This is a genomic window from Streptomyces sp. NPDC026538 (assembly GCF_055567535.1).
The window spans coordinates 1,460,512-1,479,946 of record NZ_JBVHQG010000001.1; the positions used below are offsets into that span (position 1 = coordinate 1,460,512).

The following is a 19,435-nucleotide window of genomic DNA, read 5'->3' on the forward strand; positions in this document are numbered from 1 at the left end:
GTCAGTGACTGCTGGTCGCCTTGAGTCCCACAACGGCGACCAGCAGCAGGCACACGAAGAAGATCCGCGCGGCGGTGGCCGGCTCCCCCAGCACCACCATCCCGAACACCGCCGCCCCGGCCGCCCCGATCCCCACCCAGACGCCGTACGCGGTACCGATGGGCAGGGTCCGGGCGGCGGACGAGAGCAGCAGCATGCTGGCGACGATCCCGCCGCCGGTGAGCAGGCTGGGGACGAGCCGGGTGAAGCCGTCGGTGTACTTCATGCCGACCGACCAGCCGACCTCGAGCAGACCGGCGACGACAAGCAGAACCCAGGCCATGACAGGCACCTCCGAGACGTTTCACTGAACGGGGAGCGTCGTCTTTGCCTTCACGGTCCCGGTACGGCGCGTCTCGTCGGGCTGGCTCCTTCGAAGGTAGCAAAGAAACGACAAAGAGGGCTGGTGGCCACAGTCACCAGCCCTCTTCTACCGTCGATTCACAGATACAGGCCGGTGGAGTCCTCCGAGCCCTCGAACCGGTCGGCGGCCACCGCGTGCAGGTCGCGCTCGCGCATCAGCACATAGGCCACCCCGCGCACCTCGACCTCGGCACGGTCCTCCGGGTCGTACAGCACCCGGTCACCCGGCTCCACGGTCCGCACGTTCTGCCCGACCGCGACCACCTCGGCCCAGGCCAGCCGGCGCCCGACGGCCGCCGTGGCGGGAATGAGAATCCCACCGCCCGACCGCCGCTCACCCTCGCCGGTGTCCTGCTTGACCAGCACCCGGTCGTGCAGCATGCGGATGGGCAGCTTGTCGTGATAGGTGTCGTTTCTGTTGGCGCTCACGCCTTTGAACCTACCTGTTTCCGCTCAGCTCTTCCGCCGCCGGTTAGCGAACACGAGCAGCCCGACCACGCCCACGGCCACGAGGGCGGCCGGCACGACCCGCTCCAGGCGCGGCGCGCCCTCCTCGTCCACGAACTGGGCCTTCACGTCGCTCACCACCCGGTTGACCTGGACGTAGGCCCGTCCGAGCGTGTGATCGACGTTGGCCGCGACCTTGGCCTTGGCATCGCCGACGATGGTCTTCGGGTGCACCCGCACCCCGATCTCGTCCAGCGTCTCGGCCAGCACATCGCGGCGCCGCTTGATGTCCGCCTCGATCTGCGCCGGGGTTCTGGTGTCCGACGTGTCCGCCACCGTGGGGCCCTCCGAAGTCTCCCGTGCTCCCTGTCCTGGACAGTCTGTCAGTTCTCGCCGCCCGTGCACTGTCAGGACCCCCCGTTACGCTGGACCGATGAGCGAGCGACTCCAGCCCGGGGACGTAGCCCCCGACTTCACCCTCCCCGACGCCGACGGCAACGAGGTGTCCCTCTCCGCCCACAAGGGCCGCAAGGTCATCGTCTACTTCTACCCGGCCGCGCTGACGCCCGGCTGCACGAAGCAGGCCTGCGACTTCACGGACAACCTCGACCTGCTGGCCGGCGCGGGCTACGACGTCATCGGCGTGTCCCCCGACCAGCCGGAGAAACTCGGCAAGTTCCGCGACAAGGAGAACCTCAGGGTCACCCTCGTCGCCGACCCCGACAAGAAGGTCCTGGACGCGTACGGCGCGTACGGCGAGAAGATGAACTACGGCAAGACCTACATGGGCGTCATCCGCTCCACGGTCATCGTGGACGAGGACGGCAAGGTGGCACGAGCCCTCTACAACGTCCGCGCCACCGGCCACGTAGCCAAGATCATCAAGGACCTGGGCATCTGACCCCCTGCCCCGCCCCCCCGACGGCCCGCCCCGGACAGCCCGGCGCGGGCCGTTTCCGCTCCCCCGACCGTGACTGTCCGATAACCGGTTCGTTACTCCGTACGAGCTGCGAACGTGCAGCCGGAACGGAGGGGGTCCGATGGGGGCCAGTGCGTACACCAGGGAGCGGCTGGAGGAGGCGGCTCGGGGGGCGCGGACGTTGTCGGAGGCGTTGGAGAGGCTGGGGGTGGATCCGAGGGGCTGGAAGCGCAGGTATGTCCACGAGCGGATGAAGAAATTCGGAGTGGACGTCTCGCACTTCGAGCGAGAGGGGGTCAGGTGGACGAGGGAAATCCTCGGACCGGTGGTCGCGGCGTCGACGAGCGTGAACGAGGTGCTACGAAAGCTCGGGCTCGATCCGGTTGGCGGGCACCACACGAACATCTCCCGACGTATCAAGTCGTACGGCCTCGACACCTCGCACTTCACACAGCCGATCCGCACGGAACGGCAGCGGCACAACCAACGCCGCCGGACAGCCGAAGAGATCCTCGTCGAAGAGATGTCGGCACACACCACGCGCACACCTGGCACCCGCCTCAAGCGGGCGCTGCGCGAGGTGGGCGCGGAGGAGCGGTGCGCCCTGTGCGGCATGGAAGGGACTTGGCTCGGCGAACCACTCGCCCTTGAGGTCGATCACATCGACGGCAACTGGCGGAACAACCGGGTGGAGAACCTGCGTCTACTGTGCCCCAACTGCCACTCGACAACGGACAGTTACCGAGGGCGCGGCAAAGGCAGGGCTTCATGAGCGGAGGCAGGCCGTACACCCGGGAACGGTTGGCGGAGGCTGCCCAGCAGTGCTCCGGCATTGACGAGGTCATCGCGTTCCTCGGCGTACGTCCCTATCCCAACCTCCGTCGACACCTGTACAAGCGGTTCGAGGACTTCGGCGTCGACGTCTCGCACTTCCCACGTCGACGGCGAGCCGGTGGGCCCCCGCCCAGGCCGACCGCCGGTGAATTGCGGCAGGCGGTCAGGAATGCGACCTCCATCGCAAGTGCTCTTGCCGCACTGGGCAAACCCCGCAACGGCCATCACCGCACGCTGTTCCATCAGTGGGTGGCCGAAGACGGACTCGACACCTCGCACTTCCTGGGACAGGCGCATCAGCGAGGGAAGCGCGGCACGAACGCCAAGCAGGCGGAAGACGTCCTGGTGTACAGCGACGGCCAGCACCGAATCTCGACCAGGCGTCTACGGCGGGCACTCCACGAGGTCGGTGTGCCCGAGCAGTGCGCCGGATGCGGAGTTGGTCCGGTCTGGCTCGGCAGGCCCATGACCCTGGAGGTCGATCACATCAATGGGGACTGGCGCGACAACCGGCGGGACAACCTGCGGCTGCTGTGCCCGAACTGCCACGCGATCACCAGTACGTGGTGTCGGGGAGGGCGGCGCGCCCTTCGTGTCGCCCAGTAGAGTAGGCGAGGCTTGAGGGCCCGTACCCCAGCTGGCAAGAGGGCGCCGGTTTAGGTCCGGTGTGTCGTGGGTTCGAGTCCCACCGGGCCCACAGGTAGGACAAGACCTCGCACCTTGGATTCAAAGGTGCGAGGTCTTGATCGTCGACTCAGCCCAGCAGCTCCCGCACCACCGGCACCAACCCCCGGAACGCCTTGCCCCGGTGGCTGATCGCGTTCTTCTCCTCCGGGCTCAGCTCCGCGCAGGTGCGGGTCTCGCCCTCCGGCTGGAGGATCGGGTCGTAGCCGAAGCCGTTCGTGCCGGACGGGGTGTGGCGGAGGAGGCCCCGCAGCCGGCCCTCGACCACTCGCTCGGTGCCGTCCGGCAACGCCAGCGCCGCCGCGCAGGCGAAGTGGGCGCCCCGGTGTTCCTCGGCGATGTCCGAGAGCTGGGCCAGGAGGAGGTCCAGGTTGGCCTTGTCGTCGCCGTGACGGCCGGCCCAGCGGGCGGAGAAGATGCCGGGAGCGCCGTTGAGGACGTCGACGCAGAGGCCGGAGTCGTCGGCGACCGCAGGAAGGCCCGTCGCCTGGGCGAGGGCGTGGGCCTTGAGGAGCGCGTTCTCGGCGAAGGTGACGCCCGTCTCCTTGACGTCGGGGATGTCGGGGTACGCGTCGGCGCCCACCAGTTCGTGGGGCAGTCCCGCCTCGGCGAGGATGGCGCGGAGTTCGGTGATTTTTCCGGCGTTGCGGGTGGCGAGGATCAGGCGGGTCGTCATGGCAGGAAGTATCCCAAGGGCCGGCCCCGGCGGTTACGGCGTGCAGACCTTGGTCAGTTCGCCGGCCGCGTCGGTGACCGGGGTGACGTCGGGGGTCGAGTCGCCGTTCCTGATGGACGTCCGGACGTTGTCCACGGCCTTGTCGAGGTCGTCGACCGCTTTGTTGACGTCGGCGTCGTCGGTCTTGTCGCCGATCTTCTTCAGGTTGTTCTGGATCGAGTCGAGGGAGGCGTCGGCCTGGGTGGGGTCGTTCGCGGCGTTCTCCACGGCCTGCTGGAGGTCGGTGACGCTGTCGGCGATGGAGTCGGCGGTCTGGACGCAGTCCAGGGCCTTGTTCACGGCGTCGCAGCCGGTGAGCAGCGCGGCGGCGAGTGCGGCGGTCGCGGCTGCGGCGGCGATGGCGGTGCTGCGGCCTCGGTGACGGCCTCTGCGTCGGCTGGCGGCCATGACGGTGTTCCCCTCCCGTTGGGTACGACTGGCCGAGCGCACGGTTTTCACGCCGTGCGCCCGTACCTATGGGGACGCGGAGCCGCCCGCCCTGGTTGCCCCGCCGTACCTCGGCATTTTGGGTTCCCTTTACTTTGCGGGGAGGGTGGCTTCGAGCGCGGCCCGCTGGATCGCGGCGAGGTCGTTGCAGCCGGCGACGGCGAGGTCGAGGAGGGCGTTGAGTTCGTCGCGGGCGAAGGGTTCGGCCTCGGCGGTGCCCTGGACCTCGACGAAGCGGCCGTCGCCGGTGCAGACGACGTTCATGTCGGTCTCGGCCCTGACGTCCTCCTCGTAGCAGAGGTCGAGGAGCGGGACCTTGCCGACGATGCCGACGGAGACGGCGGAGACCGTGCCGGTCAGGGGCTGGCGGCCGGCCTTGACGAGCTTGCGCTCCTTCGCCCAGGTGACGGCGTCGGCCAGCGCCACGTAGGCGCCGGTGATCGCCGCGGTGCGGGTGCCGCCGTCGGCCTGGAGGACGTCGCAGTCGAGGACGACGGTGTTCTCGCCGAGGGCCCTGTAGTCGATGACCGCGCGCAGGGAGCGGCCGATGAGGCGGGAGATCTCGTGGGTGCGGCCGCCGATCTTGCCCTTGACGGACTCGCGGTCGCCCCGGGTGTTCGTGGCGCGGGGCAGCATGGAGTACTCCGCGGTGACCCAGCCCTCGCCGCTGCCCTTGCGCCAGCGGGGGACGCCTTCGGTGACGGAGGCGGTGCAGAAGACCTTGGTGTCGCCGAAGGAGACGAGGACGGAGCCCTCGGCGTGCTTGCTCCAGCCGCGTTCGATGGTGACCGGGCGGAGTTGTTCGGGGGTGCGGCCGTCGATTCGAGACATGGCCATGAGCCTATCCGGAGCGGCAGAAGGGGCTTGTCCCGAGGCGGGAGAAGCCCCTTCGCGTGAGCCGGGAGGCTCACATCATGTCTTCGATCTCCGCGGCGATGGGGTCGGCGTCGGTGCCGATGACGACCTGGATGGCGGTGCCCATCTTGACGACGCCGTGGGCGCCGGCGGCCTTCAGGGCGGCGTCGTCGACCTTCGAGGCGTCGTGCACCTCGGTGCGCAGCCGGGTGATGCAGCCTTCGATCTCGTCGATGTTCTCGATTCCGCCGAGGCCGGCGACGATCTTCTCAGCCTTGCTGGCCATGTTCCTTCTCCCTGATCCGAACCGCTTTGTCGCAGTAACCCACAGTTGGCCCAACTTTTCGAGCGGCCGTGCCGCGCCTGCCGAATGATGGCGAGCACTGCGGCGGAACCGTCGTCAACTGGTCTACACCAGCGGATGGGCGGTCGCCAAACCCCTGGGGTGGAGCCGAGCGGCCCGGAGGACGCGCCCATGAGTGCCGAGAGCGCCGACAGCACGGTCAGTCCCGCGCGGGAGCGGTGGAACGTCCTTTTCCAGGGGCTGCAGAAGATGGGCCGGAGTCTGCAGTTGCCGATCGCGGTGCTGCCGGCGGCGGGGATCCTCAACCGGCTGGGCCAGCCTGACGTCTTCGGCGACCAGGGCCTTGGCTGGACGGATGTCTCCAAGGTGATGCAGGGCGCGGGGGGCGCGTTGCTCGACGGGTCGATCGGGCTTCCGTTGCTCTTCTGCGTCGGCGTCGCGATCGGGATGGCGAAGAAGGCGGACGGGTCGACGGCGCTGGCGGCGGTGGCGGGCTTCCTCGTCTATTACGGGGTGCTGCACCAGTTCCCGGAGGGCTGCCCGGGCGGGTCCCGGACGCTGCCGGGGATCGGCTGTCAGGTGAGCGACGGCTCGGTGTCGACGTTCACGTTCCAGAATCCCGGTGTCTTCGGCGGGATCGCGATGGGGCTGTTGACCGCGTATTTCTGGGCCCGTTTCCACCGTACGAGGCTGGTGGACTGGCTGGGTTTCTTCAATGGGCGGCGACTGGTGCCGATCATCATGTCGTTCGTCGCGATCGTCTTCGCGGTGCTGTGCCTGTGGGTGTGGCCGCCGGTCGGCGACGGGCTGGAGAGTTTCAGCCACTGGCTGCGGGATGCCGGCGCCTGGGGTGCGGGGGTGTTCGGGGTCGCGAACCGGGCGTTGCTCGTCATCGGGCTGCACCAGTTCCTGAACGTGCCCATCTGGTTCCAGTTCGGCAGTTACACCACGCCCGACGGCCGGACGGTGCACGGGGACATCAACATGTTCCTGGCGGGCGACCCGCACGCGGGGCAGTTCACGTCCGGGTTCTTCCCGATCATGATGTTCGCGCTGCCGGCCGCCGCGCTCGCGATGACGCACTGCGCCAAGCCGCACCGGCGCAAGGAGATCGGCGGTCTGATGCTGTCGGTGGCGCTGACGTCGTTCGTCACGGGGATCACCGAGCCGCTCGAGTACTCGTTCCTCTTCATCGCCCCGCTGCTGTACGCGGTGCACGCGCTGCTGACGGGGGTGTCGATGGCGGTGACATGGGGGCTCGGGGTGCACGACGGGTTCAGCTTCTCGGCGGGGCTCATCGACTACGTCATCAACTGGAACCTGGCGACCAGACCTTGGGCCATCGTCCCGATCGGCCTGTGCTTCGCGGCGGTCTACTACGTGGTCTTCCGGTTCGCCATCACGAGGTTCGATCTGAAGACCCCGGGGAGGGAGCCGGAGGACGAGGTGGAGGACGTCACCAAGGCTTAGCCGGACGGTCGCCGGACGGCGTACAAAGCGTAGTTCTCCGGTTGCGGAATTGACGGGTTCCTTATAACGCCCCCATCGTGTACAACAGGTCTACACCACTGAGTGGTGTAGACCACCACCGATGGAGGAAGTATGACAACCGCCACCACAACGGCGGCTCCCACAAAGAAGTGGGGATCCGGTCTGTTCCAGGGCCTGCAGAAGGTCGGACGCAGTCTCCAGCTCCCGATCGCCGTGCTGCCGGCGGCGGGTCTGCTGCTCCGCTTCGGTCAGCAGGACATCCACGACAAGCTGCACCTGCCCGACAAGGTCACCTCGGTGTTCGCGACGGCGGGCGGCGCGATCTTCGACAACCTCCCGATGCTGTTCTGTATCGGTGTCGCGATCGGCTTCGCCAAGAAGTCGGACGGCTCCACCGCGCTGGCTGCCCTGGTCGGCTTCCTGGTCTACAAGAACGTCCTCACCGCGTTCCCCGTCACCGACGCGAAGGTCCAGGCGGGCGCGGACATAGCCGCGACGTACAACAACCCGGGTGTGCTGGGCGGCCTGGTGATGGGTCTGCTGAGCGCGGTGGTCTGGCAGCGCTTCCACCGGACCAAGCTGGTGGACTGGCTCGGCTTCTTCAACGGCCGCCGGCTCGTCCCGATCATCATGGCCTTCGTCGGCACGATCATGGGTGTCTTCTTCGGCCTGGTCTGGAAGCCGATCGGCGAGGGCATCTCGAACTTCGGTGAGTGGATCACTGGTCTGGGCGCCTTCGGTGCCGGTCTGTTCGGTCTGATCAACCGCGCGCTGATCCCGGTCGGCATGCACCAGTTCGTGAACACCGTCTCCTGGTTCCAGATCGGCGACTTCAAGGACGCCTCCGGCCAGATCGTCCACGGTGACCTCACCCGCTTCTTCGCCGGTGACCCGACGGCCGGTCAGTTCATGTCCGGCTTCTTCCCCATCATGATGTTCGGCCTGCCGGCCGCCGCCCTCGCCATCGCGCACACCGCCCGCCCGGAGCGCCGCGCGGCCGTGATGGGCATGATGATGTCGATGGCGCTGACCTCGTTCGTGACCGGTGTGACCGAGCCGATCGAGTTCACCTTCATGTTCATCGCGCCGCTGCTGTACGCGATCCACGCGGTGCTCACCGCCCTGTCCATGGCGATCACCTGGGCGCTCGGGGTGCATGCGGGCTTCACCTTCTCCGCGGGTGTGATCGACTACGCGCTCAACTGGAACCTGGCGACCAAGCCCTGGCTGATCATCCCGATCGGCCTGGTGTTCGGAGCGATCTACTACTTCGTCTTCCGCTTCGCGATCATCAGGTTCAACCTCCCCACCCCGGGCCGCGAGCCCGAGGAGGAGATCGAGGACCTCACGAAGGCGTGAGTCCCGTCCCGGCCTGACGAGGCCCCCGCAGCCCGGCGGCTGCGGGGGCCTTGCCGTACCTACAGGCCTGAACCCCGTGGTACGACGTGTCAGATCTCGTAGACGACGCGGGGCGCCGCCAGGTCCACCGGGCCGTCGAAGACCTCGCGGGCGTCGGCGAGGTTGACGGCGGGGTCGGTCCACGGGGGGATGTGGGTGAGGACCAGCCGGCGGGCGCCGGCGCGGGCGGCGGTCTCGCCGGCCTCGCGGCCGTTGAGGTGCAGGTCCGGGATGTTCTCCTTGCCGTGCGTGAAGGCCGCCTCGCACAGGAACAGGTCGGTGTCCCGGGCCAGCGATTCGAGCGCGTCCGTGACGCCGGTGTCGCCCGAGTACGTCAGGGACTTCCCGCCGTGTTCGACGCGGACACCGTAGGCCTCCACGGGATGGCGGACCCGCTCGGTGTGGACCGTGAAGGGGCCGAGGTCGAACGTGGACGGCTTGACCGTGTGGAAGTCGAAGACCTCGCTCATCGAGGAGGCCGTGGGGGTGTCGGCGTAGGCCGTGGTGAGGCGGTGCTCGGTGCCCTCGGGGCCGTAGACCGGGATCGGGGGGCACGGCCCGCCGTCGTGGCGGTAGTAGCGCGCCACGAAGTAGGCGCACATGTCGATGCAGTGGTCGGCGTGCAGATGGCTCAGGAAGATCGCGTCGAGGTCGTAGAGACCGCAGTGGCGCTGCAGCTCGCCAAGGGCGCCGTTGCCCATGTCGAGGAGCAGCCGGAAGCCGTCGGCCTCTACGAGGTAGCTCGAGCAGGCCGATTCCGCGGACGGGAACGACCCCGAGCAGCCGACGACGGTGAGCTTCATGAAGCAGAAACCTCCGTTGGCGGAACACCCGGAACAACCGGGAACTGGAGTCGGAGAAGAGAGGTGAGCGGGGGTCGTGCGGTTCGTCGAGCGTAAGGCGCAAAAGGGCCGGTCGCTCCTCCGCCAGGGGCCGTTGTGGGCGAACTCACCTGTGCTGTCACCGGTTCGGCTGGACCGGGGGCGCATAAGGATCGCGCAAGGGCGCGCATCGATTATCTCGCGCCGGTAACGTCGTCGTATGGACACGTCATGGTGGCTCGCGCTCGCGGCAGTCGTCCTGCTGGCGTTGGTCGCCACGCTCGTCGACGGATGGGGCCGGGGGCATCGTCCGCGTGGACAGCGCACCCGCCCGCCGGGGCATCCACGCGGCACGCGCGTGCGGACGGGCCGGCCGCATCCGGGGGACATCTGGTGGGCCAACGTGCCCTACGAGGACGGGCCGGGCACCAAGGACCGGCCCTGTCTGGTGCTGGCGGTGCGCGGCAACCATGCGACCGTCGCCAAGATCACCAGCAAGTACCACGACGAGCGGGCCGGGGTGATCCCGCTGCCGCCGGGCTCGGTCGGGGACGCCCAGGGCCGGCCGAGCTTCCTGGAGACGGACGAGTTGCGCGAGGTGTCGGTGTGGGAGTTCCGGCGCCGGGTGGGCGTGGTCGACCCGGTGCTCTGGGACCAGGTGCGGCACCTGGCCCCCTGAGGGTCACTTCACCCTGACGGTGACCTGCCACTCCTGGATGCCCTTGCAGGAGACCCCGCCGGGCGCGGTGGGCTCGGCGCACAGCGGGCGGGACGAGGTGAGGGTGACGGTGCCGGAGGCCACCGCGGTGTAGGCGGCGGAGGCGTCCCCGGGCTGGAGCACGATCCCGCCGTTGGTGGCCCGCAGCGCGGAGCCGCTCGCCGTGACCGTCTTCCAGGGGCGCTGCCGGGTGCCGTCGAGGGCGAGCCGGAGCTGCCCGCCGACCGCCACGCAGACCGTACTGCGGTTGTCGGCGGCGGTGAGTTCGGAGGTCAGGGGCGTGCAACTGCCGGAGGAGCCGCTCGCGCCGGGGCTGGAGGGGGCCGGCGAGGGAGACACCTTGCCGCTGCCCTGGTCGGTGCTCCCGCTCTGCGAGCCGCAGCCCGCCAGCAGGAGGAGGGTCGCCGCGGCGAGCGACGCGCGGTGGACCGTCGTACGGCGCATGGGGTGTCCGCCTTTCCGTCGGGAACGGAACCCTTGGTGCCGATGTGACGTATCAGCCGGACGTACGGATCCCGCCCCGGGACGGCTTCCGGGGGCGGGATCCGGTCACTCGGCGGGCGGGGTCAGCTGGTCGTGACGGCGGTGTCGTCGACGACGAAGCTGGTCTGCAGGGAGGAGTCCTCGACACCGCTGAACTTCAGGGTGACGGTCGAGCCCGCGTACGACGACAGGTCGAAGGACTTCTGGGTGTAGCCGGTGGCGGCGTTGAGGTTCGAGTACGTCGCCAGGGTGGTCGAACCGGCGGACACCGTCAGCTTGTCGTACTGGCTGCTGGTGGTGGTCTCGGCGGTGTCGACGTGCAGGTAGAAGGTGAAGGTGGCCTTGCAGCCGGAGGGGACGGTCACCGACTGGGAGAGCGTGTCGGTGTGGGTGGAGCCGTAGCCGTCGAGCCAGGCCTTGTAGGAGCCGGCGTGGGCCGCCTCGCCGGTGTCGTTGGTGATGACCCCGCTGGAGGCGGTCCAGGTGGTGTTGCCCGACTCGAAGCCCGGGTTGCCGAGCAGTTGGGCGGAGGTGCAGGTGCCGCCGCCGCTGGTGCTGACGGTCCAGGTGAAGGAGGCGGAGCCGGAGGCGCCGGTGGAGTCGGTCGCGGTGACGGTGGCGCTGTAGGTGCCCGCGGTGGACGCCGTACCGGAGATCAGGCCGGTGGAGCTGGAGATGGACAGGCCGGTGGGCAGGCCGGAGGCGCTGTAGGTGAGGGTCGCGCCCGCGCTGTCGGAGGCCGAGATCTGCAGGCTGACCGAGCTGCCGGTGGCGGTGGACTGGCTGCCGGGGTTGGTGACGGTCACCGTGTTGCCGGTGCTGGTGCCGGAGGTGAAGGCGGCGGTGCCGTTGGGGGTGCCCCAGCCGGTCGGGCCGTCGTAGCCGGTGCCGGCGGTGCAGAAGTACGACGTCGAGCAGGAGCCGTTGTTGCCGCTGGTCACGTCGTACAGGTTGCTGGTGTGGCTGTAGGGGTACTTCGCCGGGTAGTCGCTCGAACCCGGGGTGCCCGCGAGGGCGTACACACCGGCGATGATCGGCGAGGAGGCACTCGTGCCGCCGTAGACCGCCCAGCCGGAGCCACCGTAGGTGTCGTAGACCGCCACGCCGGTGGCCGGGTCGGCGACCGCGGAGACGTCGGACTCCATGCGCTTGGAGCAGCCGGTGTCGGTCTGCCAGCTCGGCTTGGCGTCGTAGGCGGAGCAGCCGGAACCGGTGCCCTCGGAGGAGCTGGTCTTCCACACGGACTCGGTCCAGCCGCGGGTGCTGGAGGAGGTGGAGAGCGCGGTGCCGCCGACGGCGGTCACGTACTGGGAGGTCGCCGGGTACTCGGCGCCGTAGTCCTCGTCACCGGCGGAGACGGTGATGGCGACGCCCGGGTGCTTGAAGTACGAAGTGTCCTCGCTGGTCTGGGAGGAGGACTCGGAGCCGCCCCAGCTGTTGGAGACGAACTTGGCGCCGAGCGCGACGGCCTCGTTCTCGGCGGTGCCGAGGTCGGAGTCGGTGGCGGAGCTGGCCTCGACGAGGATGATGTTGCAGTTCGGGCAGACTGCGCTGACCATGTCGATGTCGAGCGCCTCTTCACCGGCCCAGCCGGTGTCGTTCGTCGGCAGGGAGGTCGTCGAACCGGTCTGACTGACCTGCTTGAAGCAGCCGTTGGCCTTGGTGCAGGCGGACAGGCCGTACTGCGAGCGGTAAGTGGCCAGGTCGGAGGCCGCGTTGGGGTCGTTGTAGGCGTCGACCACGGCAACGGTCAGGCCGGAGCCGCCCGTCGAGGGCAGGTTGTAGGCGCTGTGCAGGTTCGAGGGGCTCAGGCCGGAGGGAGCGGCGGCGAGCGCGGAGGCCAGCTGCTGCTTGATGTCGGTCCGGCGCTGCGCGAAGCAGGAGACCTGGCCGGCCTTGGTGGCGGTGGCGCACAGGTGCTGGGTGGGCACCTTCTGGCCGGCCTTGCCGGTGCTGTGGACGGCCTGGCGGGCGGGGTCGCTGAGGGCCTTGGCGTTCTGGGTGACCTTGGCGGTCGTGTGGGGTGCCGCGGTCGCGGGCTGGGCGGCCCCGGCGGTGGGTGCCGCGACGAATCCGGAGACGGCGAGGGCTAGGGCGGGGAAGGCTACGGCCAGGAGTCTTCGCAGGCTCCGTCGTGATTCACGCATGGGGGTACTGCCTCCATCGGTGGGGTTACAAGGCAGGCCCGTGACGCGCGTAGCGGCGGCAGAGTGCGCGCAGTCATGAGCATGACATTTCGAACACCCTGCGATGCCGACATGCATGGCATGAACAGGACGGAGGAGAAGCTAGTCGGGTTCGGCGGGGCCCGGTCCCCCCGGAGGAAGATCTTTGCTCCGGCATGGACAGCGCTTAGCCCCCTCATAGGAGGGGGTTGGCGCGTGCATGATGAGGGCTATGCCCAGAGCTGACCCTGCAGGGTCTCGATGGCTTCCTCGGTCGTGGCGGCCGTGTAGACCCCGGTCGACAGGTACTTCCAGCCGCCGTCGGCGACGACGAACACGATGTCCGCGCTCTCGCCGGCCTGTACGGCCTTCTTCCCGACGCCGATCGCGGCGTGCAGCGCGGCGCCGGTGGAGACGCCCGCGAAGATGCCCTCCTGCTGGAGGAGTTCCCGGGTCCGGGTGACGGCGTCCGCCGAGCCCACCGAGTAGCGGGTGGTGAGCACGGAGGCGTCGTACAACTCGGGTACGAAGCCCTCGTCGAGGTTCCTGAGCCCGTACACGAGGTCGTCGTACCGGGGTTCGGCGGCGACGATCTTCACATCCGGCTTCTGCTCACGCAGGTACCGGCCGACGCCCATGAGGGTGCCAGTGGTGCCGAGACCGGCGACGAAGTGCGTGACGGAGGGGAGGTCGGCGAGGATCTCCGGACCGGTCGTCGCGTAGTGCGCCCCCGCGTTGTCCGGGTTGCCGTACTGGTAGAGCATCACCCAGTCCGGGTGCTCGTCGGCGATCTCCTTGGCCACCCGCACGGCGGTGTTGGAGCCGCCGGCCGCCGGACTGGAGATGATCTCCGCACCCCACATGCCCAGCAGGTCCCGGCGCTCCTGCGAGGTGTTCTCCGGCATCACGCACACCATGCGGTAGCCCTTGAGCTTCGCCGCCATCGCCAGCGAGATGCCGGTGTTGCCCGAGGTCGGCTCCAGGATGGTGCAGCCCGGGGTGAGCCGGCCATCCTTCTCCGCCTGCTCGATCATGTGCAGGGCGGGACGGTCCTTGACCGAGCCGGTCGGGTTGCGGTCCTCCAGCTTGGCCCAGATCCGGACGTCGGCGGACGGCGAGAGCCGCGGCAGGCGCACCAGGGGGGTGTTGCCGACCGCGGCCAACGGGGAGTCGTAGCGCATGCCGATCTCAGGCCATACCGCCGGCGACCGCCGGCAGGATCGTCACGGTGTCGCCGTCGGTCAGCTTGGTCTCGATGCCGTCGACGAAACGGACGTCCTCGTCGTTCAGGTACACGTTGACGAAGCGGCGCAGCTTGCCGTCGTCCACGATGCGGGCGTGGATGCCGGCGTGCCGGGTCTCGAGGTCGTTGAAGAGGTCGGCGATGGTCTCACCGCTGCCCTCCACCGCCTTCTGACCGTCGGTGTACTGGCGGAGGATGGTCGGGATGCGGACCTCGATGGCCATGGCTCAGGGCTCCTGTCGGAAAGTCTGGGTGGGTGGGCGCGCAGCGGCACGCCGCGGCTCACGGCCGTACGGCGGCAGGGAACGTCAACAGATGGCGCTGTTCAGCCTGCACAGGTCGACGTGCAGCCGCGCCACGAGCATGCCGCCCGCCGCCTTCTCGCTCACGTCGAAGGAAACCATGGGGTCATCGTATCGATTCCCGGCCCGTCTTCCGGAGTGTGATCCCGGATGGTGGACGGATTCTGACCGCATTTCGAGACAGAGGTGGGGGCGTCCGGTCTGAAGGGGCGCGGGGCTGTATCGATATGCGGCTCCGCCGCGTGGGCGCGCTCAGCCCCCACCGGCCCGCAGGTGCCCACCGCCCGGTCCGGCACCGCCGGAATCCGCCGTCGCCGCGGAGGAGTCTGCGTGAGCGGCGGAAGGGGAGAGCGTGGGACAACGGAGGCGTCGGGGCAGCGCAGGGCGTCGCCGCGAGGGTCAGTACGCCTCGACGATCCGGACCTCCTCCTCCGTGACCTCGCCCTCCACGATGCGGAAGGAGCGGAACTGGAAGTCGCCCAGGCCGTCCGTGTCCGCTGTCGAGACCAGGACGTAGTGGGCGCCCGGCTCGTTCGCGTAGCTGATGTCCGTCCGGGACGGGTACGCCTCCGTCGCCGTGTGGGAGTGGTAGACGACCACCGGCTCCTCGTCGCGGTCGTCCATCTCGCGGTAGAGCCTGAGGAGGTCGCCGGAGTCGAACTCGTAGAACGTCGGGGACATCGCCGCGTTCAGCATCGGGATGAACCGCTCGGGCCGGTCCGAGCCGGCCGCTCCCGCGACGACCCCGCACGCCTCGTCGGGGTGGTCCTTGCGCGCGTGGGCGACGATCTGGTCGACGAGGGCCTGGGTGATGGTCAGCATGTCGGCCAGGATAAGCAGAGGGCCACCCCGTACCGAAGGCTGGTACGGGGCGGCCCATATGCCGGACGTCCTGAGCGGCTGCCGCAGGGGGCGCCACGAGTGCTCCCTGCGACGGGACGTCCTGGGGGGTGTGGCGAGGGGGTCAGCTCACCTTCTCCAGCGGCGCCCGCTCGCGCCGCCCGGCGATCTCCGGGTTGCGCGACTTGAGGACCAGCCAGCCGATGCCGAGCGCGGCGGCCCAGCCGGCCATCACGTACAGGCAGACCCGGGAGTCGCCGTCGTACGCGATCAGGCCGGTCACGAAGAGCAGGAAGACGATGGCGATCCAGCTGCACACCGCCCCGCCCGGCGCCGGGAAGGAGGACGCGGGCAGCCGGCCGGCGTCGACGGCGCGGCGGTAGAGGACGTGGCTGATCAGGATCATCAGCCAGGTCCAGATGCCGGCCGCGGTGGCCACCGAGGTGACGTACCCGAACGCCTTCTCCGGGACGATGTAGTTGAGGACCACGCCGATGCCCATGAAGAGCACCGAGACGGTGACGCCGAGCGCCGGGGTCTTGGACGCGGACAGCTTCCGGAACACGGCCGGGGCCTCGCCGCTGTCGGCCAGGTTCCGCAGCATCCGGCCGGTGGAGTACATGCCGGAGTTGCAGGAGGACAGCGCGGCGGTCAGGACGACGAAGTTGACGATGCCGGCGCCGGCCGGGATGCCGATCTTCGCGAAGGCCGCGACGAACGGGGAGACGCCCGGGGCGAACTCCGTCCACTTCACGACGCACAGGATCACCGTGAGCGCACCCACGTAGAAGAGGGCGATGCGCCAGGGGAGCGTGTTGATCGCCTTGGGGAGGGTCTTCTCCGGGTTCTCGGACTCGCCGGCGGTGACGCCGACCAGCTCGACCGCGAGGTAGGCGAACATGACGCCCTGGAGGGTCATCAGGGAGGAGCCGACGCCCTTGGGGAAGAAGCCGTCGAACTGGTAGAGGTTCGCGACCGACGCGGTGTCACCGGCGCTGCTGAAGCCGAAGGTGAGGACGCCGAGGCCGATCACGATCATGCCGATCAGGGCGGTGACCTTGACCATGGAGAACCAGAACTCCAGCTCTCCGAAGACCTTCACGGAGATCAGGTTGACCCCGAACAGGATCACCAGGAAGACCAGCGCGGTCACCCACTGGGGGACGGACGGGAACCAGTAGTTGACGTAGATCGCGGCGGCCGTCAGTTCGGCCATGCCGGTGACGACCCACATCAGCCAGTACGTCCAGCCGGTGAAGTAGCCGAAGAACGGGCCGAGGAACTCCCGGGAGTACTCGGCGAAGGAGCCGGAGACCGGGCGGTACAGGAGCAGCTCACCGAGCGCCCGCATGATGAAGAAGATGATGCCGCCCGCGAGGGCGTACATCAGGATGAGACTGGGGCCGGCCTTGGCGATGTTCGCCCCGGCACCCAGGAAGAGGCCGACGCCGATGGCGCCGCCGATGGCGATCATCTGGACCTGGCGGCTGCCGAGCCCGCGCTCGTACCCCTCTTCCGAGGCTTCGGAGGACTGCTCCGACGTGTCGACCTGAGCGGAGGTCATGTGTGGTGTGCGCCTTTCTCCATGCCGACCCGGGCCTCTGGTCGGCCGCGGATCGGGTTTCGATCCCCCCGGATTGCTGGAGTGGTGCCTGACCGGCTGTTGCCGGTTCGGTGGCGCACCCGGACGGACACGTGGGTGGTGTCGCCGGGCGGTCGTGAAGATTTATCACGGCCGCAATACTGATCACCGGGTTCCGCCGAGAGGGATTGTGGCGCACACCACAGGAAGAAGCGGACAAAGCGTGGCAGAAAATGTCATACCCGGCCGCAACGGTGACAGGATCGTTATCCGGATTTGAGCGTCCTCTGAGCGAACGCAAAAACGGGACGGATTACGGCATAAGGGTGGTGACCAGGGTCTCCTGGAGGCCACCGAGCCACAGATAGGCCATCACCATCGGCTTGCGCGGGTCCTCGTCGGGGAGCCGGTAGAGCAGATCGGTGTCGTCCTCGTCGGTGATGTCGAGGCGCGAGCCGATGGCGAGGCGCAGGTCGTTGAGGGCGCCGAGCCACTGCCGGGACTCCTCGGGCGCCAGCTTCAGGACCGCGCCGCCCTCCCCCACCGGGGCCAGCGCGTCCAGGGAGCGGATCACCGCGAGGGCGCTCTCCCGCTTGCCGGCCCTGAGGTCGTTCTCGGTGTAGCGGCGGAACTCGGCCGAGTGGGCCTGCTGCTCCTCGGCCTCCTGCGAGGAGTCGGGCACCCGCTCCGGGTCGCCGTAGGCGTCCGGGAAGAGCCGGCGCAGCACCGGGTCGGAGGGCGCCTCGCTGGGACCCTCGGCGAAGAGTTCGGCGAGCGGGTCGTCGGGGGCGTCCTCGGCGGGGCCGGGGCCGATGAGCTCCAGCAGCTGGACGGCCAGCGTCCGGATGATCGAGATCTCGACGTCGTCGAGCGCGACGGCCGCGCCGCCGCCGGGGAGCGGTTCGAAGATTCCTGGCATGGAGAGGGTTCGCTGCTTCCGGGTGCTGGTCGAGGGGGGCGGCTACGTCCGGTCCTGCGGGCCGGGGATCATTTCCGGTCCGGCCGGCGGGGGGTCATTTCCGGTCCTGCTGGAGGGTGGCCCACAGGCCGTAGCCGTGCATCGCCTGCACGTCGCGCTCCATCTCCTCGCGGCTGCCGCTGGAGACGACCGCCCGGCCCTTGTGGTGGACGTCCAGCATGAGCTTGGTGGCCTTGTCCTTGGGATAGCCGAAGTACGTCTGGAAGACGTACGTCACATAGCTCATGAGGTTGACGGGGTCGTTGTGCACGATCGTCACCCAGGGGACGTCGGGCTCGGGTACGGCGAAGACCTCCTCCGCCGACTCGGTACGTTCGATCTCTACGGGAGCGGGTGACGTCACATGGCCCATGCTGCCACGCGCCCCACAAATCGTCACACTGACGAGATGGGGGTAGCATCTCCAGTCATGAACACAGCGGACCTTGGGCTGCCGGTGGATGTTCCCTCGACGGCGCTCTTCACGGACCAGTACGAACTGACGATGCTGCAGGCCGCGCTCAAGGCCGGTACGGCCGAGCGGCGCAGCGTCTTCGAGGTCTTCACCCGGCGGCTCCCCGAGGGGCGCCGGTACGGCGTCGTGGCGGGCACCGGACGGGTCCTGGACGCCGTGGAGAACTTCCGGTTCGACCCGGACGTCCTCGGCTTCCTGGCCGAGCGGAAGATCGTCGACGAGCCCACCCGGCGCTGGCTCGCCGGCTACCGCTTCAGAGGTGACATCTGGGGCTACCCCGAGGGCGAGGTCTACTTCCCGGGCTCGCCGATCATGCGGGTGGAGGGCTCCTTCGCCGAGTGCGTGCTCCTGGAGACCGTGATCCTCTCCATCCTCAACCACGACTCGGCGATCGCGGCCGCCGCCTCCCGGATGGCCTCGGCCGCCGGCGACCGCCCGCTGATCGAGATGGGCGCCCGCCGCACCCACGAGCTGGCCGCCGTGGCCGCCTCCCGCGCCGCCTACGTCGGCGGGTTCGCGACCACCTCCGACCTGGCGGCCGGCTTCCGGTACGGCATCCCGACGGTGGGCACCTCCGCCCACGCCTTCACCCTGCTCCACGACCACGAGCGGGACGCCTTCCAGGCCCAGGTCGACTCGCTCGGCCGGGGTACCACCCTGCTGGTCGACACCTACGACGTCGCCGAGGCGGTCCGTACGGCCGTCGAGGTGGCCGGCCCCGAGCTGGGCGCCGTCCGTATCGACTCCGGCGACCTGCTGCTGGTCGCCCACCGGGTCCGGCAGCAGCTGGACGAGCTGGGCGCGCACGACACCAGGATCATCGTCACCTCCGACCTGGACGAGTACGCCATCGCCTCGCTGGCCGCGGCGCCCGTGGACGCGTACGGCGTCGGCACCCAGCTGGTCACCGGCTCCGGGCACCCCACCTGCTCCATGGTCTACAAACTGGTCGCCCGCGCCGGGTCCGCCGACCCGAAGGCCCCGCTGGTGCCGGTCGCCAAGAAGTCGTCCGGCGGCAAGACGTCCGTCGGCGGCCGCAAGTGGGCGGCGCGGCGGCTGGACGCCGAAGGGGTGGCGGAGGCGGAGGTCATCGGCACCGGGGAGGTGCCGGCCGTCCTCGTCGACCAGCAGCTGCTGGTCGAACTGGTGAAGTCCGGACAGGTGGTCGGCCGGGAACCGCTCGACGCGTCCCGCGCGCGCCATGCGGCGGCCAGGGCCAATCTGCCGCTGTCCGCGACCCAGCTCTCCCGCGGAGAAGCGGTCCTTCCGACGGAGTACGTCCAGGGGCGCTCGGGTAGCTAGAGCGGGTGCCCGCGTACGCGCCCCGCAAAGCCCCCTCCCCTACGCCCCCG

24 protein-coding genes, 1 tRNA gene and 1 riboswitch are annotated in these 19,435 nt (G+C 69.2%); of the genes, 8 read left to right on the forward strand and 17 right to left on the reverse strand.

Annotated features, from left to right (window positions below):
* Window position 1: 1 nt before the first annotated feature.
* From ACZ4N4_RS06560 to ACZ4N4_RS06570, 3 genes are all read right to left on the reverse strand, one after another.
* The gene (locus ACZ4N4_RS06560) at window positions 2-322 is read right to left on the reverse strand and encodes a DMT family transporter (RefSeq protein WP_467585114.1); all 321 of its coding nucleotides are present in this window, start codon (window positions 320-322) and stop codon (window positions 2-4) included.
* 32 nt (window positions 323-354) lie between these two features.
* A riboswitch (guanidine-III (ykkC-III) riboswitch) is annotated at window positions 355-428 on the reverse strand.
* 52 nt (window positions 429-480) lie between these two features.
* Entirely contained in the window at window positions 481-783 is a 303-nt protein-coding gene (locus ACZ4N4_RS06565; RefSeq protein WP_076089203.1) for a GroES family chaperonin, read from the reverse strand.
* Window positions 784-855: 72 nt separating this feature from the next.
* Window positions 856-1,185 carry a DUF3618 domain-containing protein gene (locus ACZ4N4_RS06570; RefSeq protein WP_467585117.1) on the reverse strand — a complete coding sequence of 110 codons (330 nt, stop codon included), beginning with the start codon at window positions 1,183-1,185 and terminating at the stop codon, window positions 856-858.
* Window positions 1,186-1,282: 97 nt separating this feature from the next.
* Between ACZ4N4_RS06570 and bcp the strand changes: the two genes are divergently transcribed.
* The 4 genes from bcp (at window position 1,283) to ACZ4N4_RS06590 (ending at window position 3,299) form a co-directional block, all read left to right on the forward strand.
* Complete coding sequence (gene bcp / locus ACZ4N4_RS06575; RefSeq protein WP_453571799.1) at window positions 1,283-1,750, forward strand: thioredoxin-dependent thiol peroxidase; 468 nt, start codon at window positions 1,283-1,285, stop codon at window positions 1,748-1,750.
* Window positions 1,751-1,889: 139 nt separating this feature from the next.
* Window positions 1,890-2,540, forward strand: a complete 651-nt coding sequence (locus ACZ4N4_RS06580) for an HNH endonuclease signature motif containing protein (protein WP_467585121.1) — start codon at window positions 1,890-1,892, stop codon at window positions 2,538-2,540.
* The gene (locus tag ACZ4N4_RS06585) at window positions 2,537-3,208 is read left to right on the forward strand and encodes an HNH endonuclease signature motif containing protein (protein WP_467585124.1); all 672 of its coding nucleotides are present in this window, start codon (window positions 2,537-2,539) and stop codon (window positions 3,206-3,208) included. Before ACZ4N4_RS06580 ends, ACZ4N4_RS06585 begins: the two co-directional genes overlap by 4 nt.
* A 16-nt stretch (window positions 3,209-3,224) precedes the next feature.
* Window positions 3,225-3,299 (forward strand) — tRNA-Leu (locus ACZ4N4_RS06590).
* 57 nt (window positions 3,300-3,356) lie between these two features.
* On the opposite strand, the gene rdgB is transcribed toward ACZ4N4_RS06590, so the two are convergent.
* The 4 genes from rdgB to ACZ4N4_RS06610 form a co-directional block, all read right to left on the reverse strand.
* Window positions 3,357-3,962 carry an RdgB/HAM1 family non-canonical purine NTP pyrophosphatase gene (gene rdgB, locus ACZ4N4_RS06595; RefSeq protein WP_467585127.1) on the reverse strand — a complete coding sequence of 202 codons (606 nt, stop codon included), beginning with the start codon at window positions 3,960-3,962 and terminating at the stop codon, window positions 3,357-3,359.
* 33 nt (window positions 3,963-3,995) lie between these two features.
* Window positions 3,996-4,409 (reverse strand): hypothetical protein, encoded by a 414-nt coding sequence (locus ACZ4N4_RS06600; RefSeq protein WP_450756259.1) that lies wholly within the window; start codon window positions 4,407-4,409, stop codon window positions 3,996-3,998.
* 129 nt (window positions 4,410-4,538) lie between these two features.
* Entirely contained in the window at window positions 4,539-5,279 is a 741-nt protein-coding gene (gene rph, locus ACZ4N4_RS06605) for a ribonuclease PH (RefSeq protein ID WP_467585131.1), read from the reverse strand.
* Window positions 5,280-5,355: 76 nt separating this feature from the next.
* On the reverse strand, window positions 5,356-5,589 hold the full coding sequence (locus tag ACZ4N4_RS06610; protein WP_234544142.1) for a PTS sugar transporter subunit IIB: 234 nt from the start codon (window positions 5,587-5,589) through the stop codon (window positions 5,356-5,358).
* 189 nt (window positions 5,590-5,778) lie between these two features.
* Here ACZ4N4_RS06610 and ACZ4N4_RS06615 point away from each other — a divergent pair, with 189 nt between their 5' ends.
* Window positions 5,779-7,077 carry a PTS transporter subunit EIIC gene (locus ACZ4N4_RS06615; RefSeq protein WP_453571791.1) on the forward strand — a complete coding sequence of 433 codons (1,299 nt, stop codon included), beginning with the start codon at window positions 5,779-5,781 and terminating at the stop codon, window positions 7,075-7,077.
* Between the two features lie 132 nt (window positions 7,078-7,209).
* A complete protein-coding gene (locus tag ACZ4N4_RS06620) occupies window positions 7,210-8,457 on the forward strand; it encodes a PTS transporter subunit EIIC (protein WP_467585134.1) in 1,248 nt (415 codons plus the stop codon).
* Window positions 8,458-8,546: 89 nt separating this feature from the next.
* On the opposite strand, the gene ACZ4N4_RS06625 is transcribed toward ACZ4N4_RS06620, so the two are convergent.
* Window positions 8,547-9,299: an MBL fold metallo-hydrolase gene (locus tag ACZ4N4_RS06625; protein WP_450756267.1), complete on the reverse strand. Its 753-nt coding sequence runs from the start codon at window positions 9,297-9,299 to the stop codon at window positions 8,547-8,549.
* Window positions 9,300-9,537: 238 nt separating this feature from the next.
* Here ACZ4N4_RS06625 and ACZ4N4_RS06630 point away from each other — a divergent pair, with 238 nt between their 5' ends.
* Window positions 9,538-9,996 (forward strand): type II toxin-antitoxin system PemK/MazF family toxin, encoded by a 459-nt coding sequence (locus tag ACZ4N4_RS06630; protein ID WP_453571782.1) that lies wholly within the window; start codon window positions 9,538-9,540, stop codon window positions 9,994-9,996.
* A gap of 3 nt (window positions 9,997-9,999) precedes the next feature.
* Here ACZ4N4_RS06630 and ACZ4N4_RS06635 read toward each other — a convergent pair whose 3' ends face one another.
* The 9 genes from ACZ4N4_RS06635 to clpS form a co-directional block, all read right to left on the reverse strand.
* On the reverse strand, window positions 10,000-10,479 hold the full coding sequence (locus ACZ4N4_RS06635; protein WP_467585137.1) for a hypothetical protein: 480 nt from the start codon (window positions 10,477-10,479) through the stop codon (window positions 10,000-10,002).
* Between the two features lie 122 nt (window positions 10,480-10,601).
* Window positions 10,602-12,665: a putative Ig domain-containing protein gene (locus ACZ4N4_RS06640; RefSeq protein ID WP_467585140.1), complete on the reverse strand. Its 2,064-nt coding sequence runs from the start codon at window positions 12,663-12,665 to the stop codon at window positions 10,602-10,604.
* Between the two features lie 248 nt (window positions 12,666-12,913).
* On the reverse strand, window positions 12,914-13,864 hold the full coding sequence (locus ACZ4N4_RS06645; RefSeq protein ID WP_467585142.1) for a PLP-dependent cysteine synthase family protein: 951 nt from the start codon (window positions 13,862-13,864) through the stop codon (window positions 12,914-12,916).
* Window positions 13,865-13,871: 7 nt separating this feature from the next.
* Window positions 13,872-14,150, reverse strand: coding sequence for a MoaD/ThiS family protein (locus ACZ4N4_RS06650; RefSeq protein ID WP_351701220.1), 279 nt, complete (start codon window positions 14,148-14,150; stop codon window positions 13,872-13,874).
* 84 nt (window positions 14,151-14,234) lie between these two features.
* Window positions 14,235-14,330, reverse strand: a complete 96-nt coding sequence (locus ACZ4N4_RS06655; protein ID WP_450756275.1) for a putative leader peptide — start codon at window positions 14,328-14,330, stop codon at window positions 14,235-14,237.
* 297 nt (window positions 14,331-14,627) lie between these two features.
* Window positions 14,628-15,050 carry a M67 family metallopeptidase gene (locus tag ACZ4N4_RS06660; RefSeq protein WP_453571770.1) on the reverse strand — a complete coding sequence of 141 codons (423 nt, stop codon included), beginning with the start codon at window positions 15,048-15,050 and terminating at the stop codon, window positions 14,628-14,630.
* 142 nt (window positions 15,051-15,192) lie between these two features.
* On the reverse strand, window positions 15,193-16,632 hold the full coding sequence (locus ACZ4N4_RS06665) for an amino acid permease (protein WP_467585146.1): 1,440 nt from the start codon (window positions 16,630-16,632) through the stop codon (window positions 15,193-15,195).
* A gap of 331 nt (window positions 16,633-16,963) precedes the next feature.
* Window positions 16,964-17,569, reverse strand: a complete 606-nt coding sequence (locus ACZ4N4_RS06670; RefSeq protein WP_450756280.1) for a DUF2017 domain-containing protein — start codon at window positions 17,567-17,569, stop codon at window positions 16,964-16,966.
* A gap of 94 nt (window positions 17,570-17,663) precedes the next feature.
* Complete coding sequence (gene clpS, locus ACZ4N4_RS06675) at window positions 17,664-17,981, reverse strand: ATP-dependent Clp protease adapter ClpS (protein ID WP_351701234.1); 318 nt, start codon at window positions 17,979-17,981, stop codon at window positions 17,664-17,666.
* A gap of 57 nt (window positions 17,982-18,038) precedes the next feature.
* On the opposite strand from clpS, the gene ACZ4N4_RS06680 reads away from it, so the two are divergent.
* The gene (locus ACZ4N4_RS06680; protein WP_453571764.1) at window positions 18,039-19,385 is read left to right on the forward strand and encodes a nicotinate phosphoribosyltransferase; all 1,347 of its coding nucleotides are present in this window, start codon (window positions 18,039-18,041) and stop codon (window positions 19,383-19,385) included.
* Window positions 19,386-19,435: the final 50 nt, after the last annotated feature.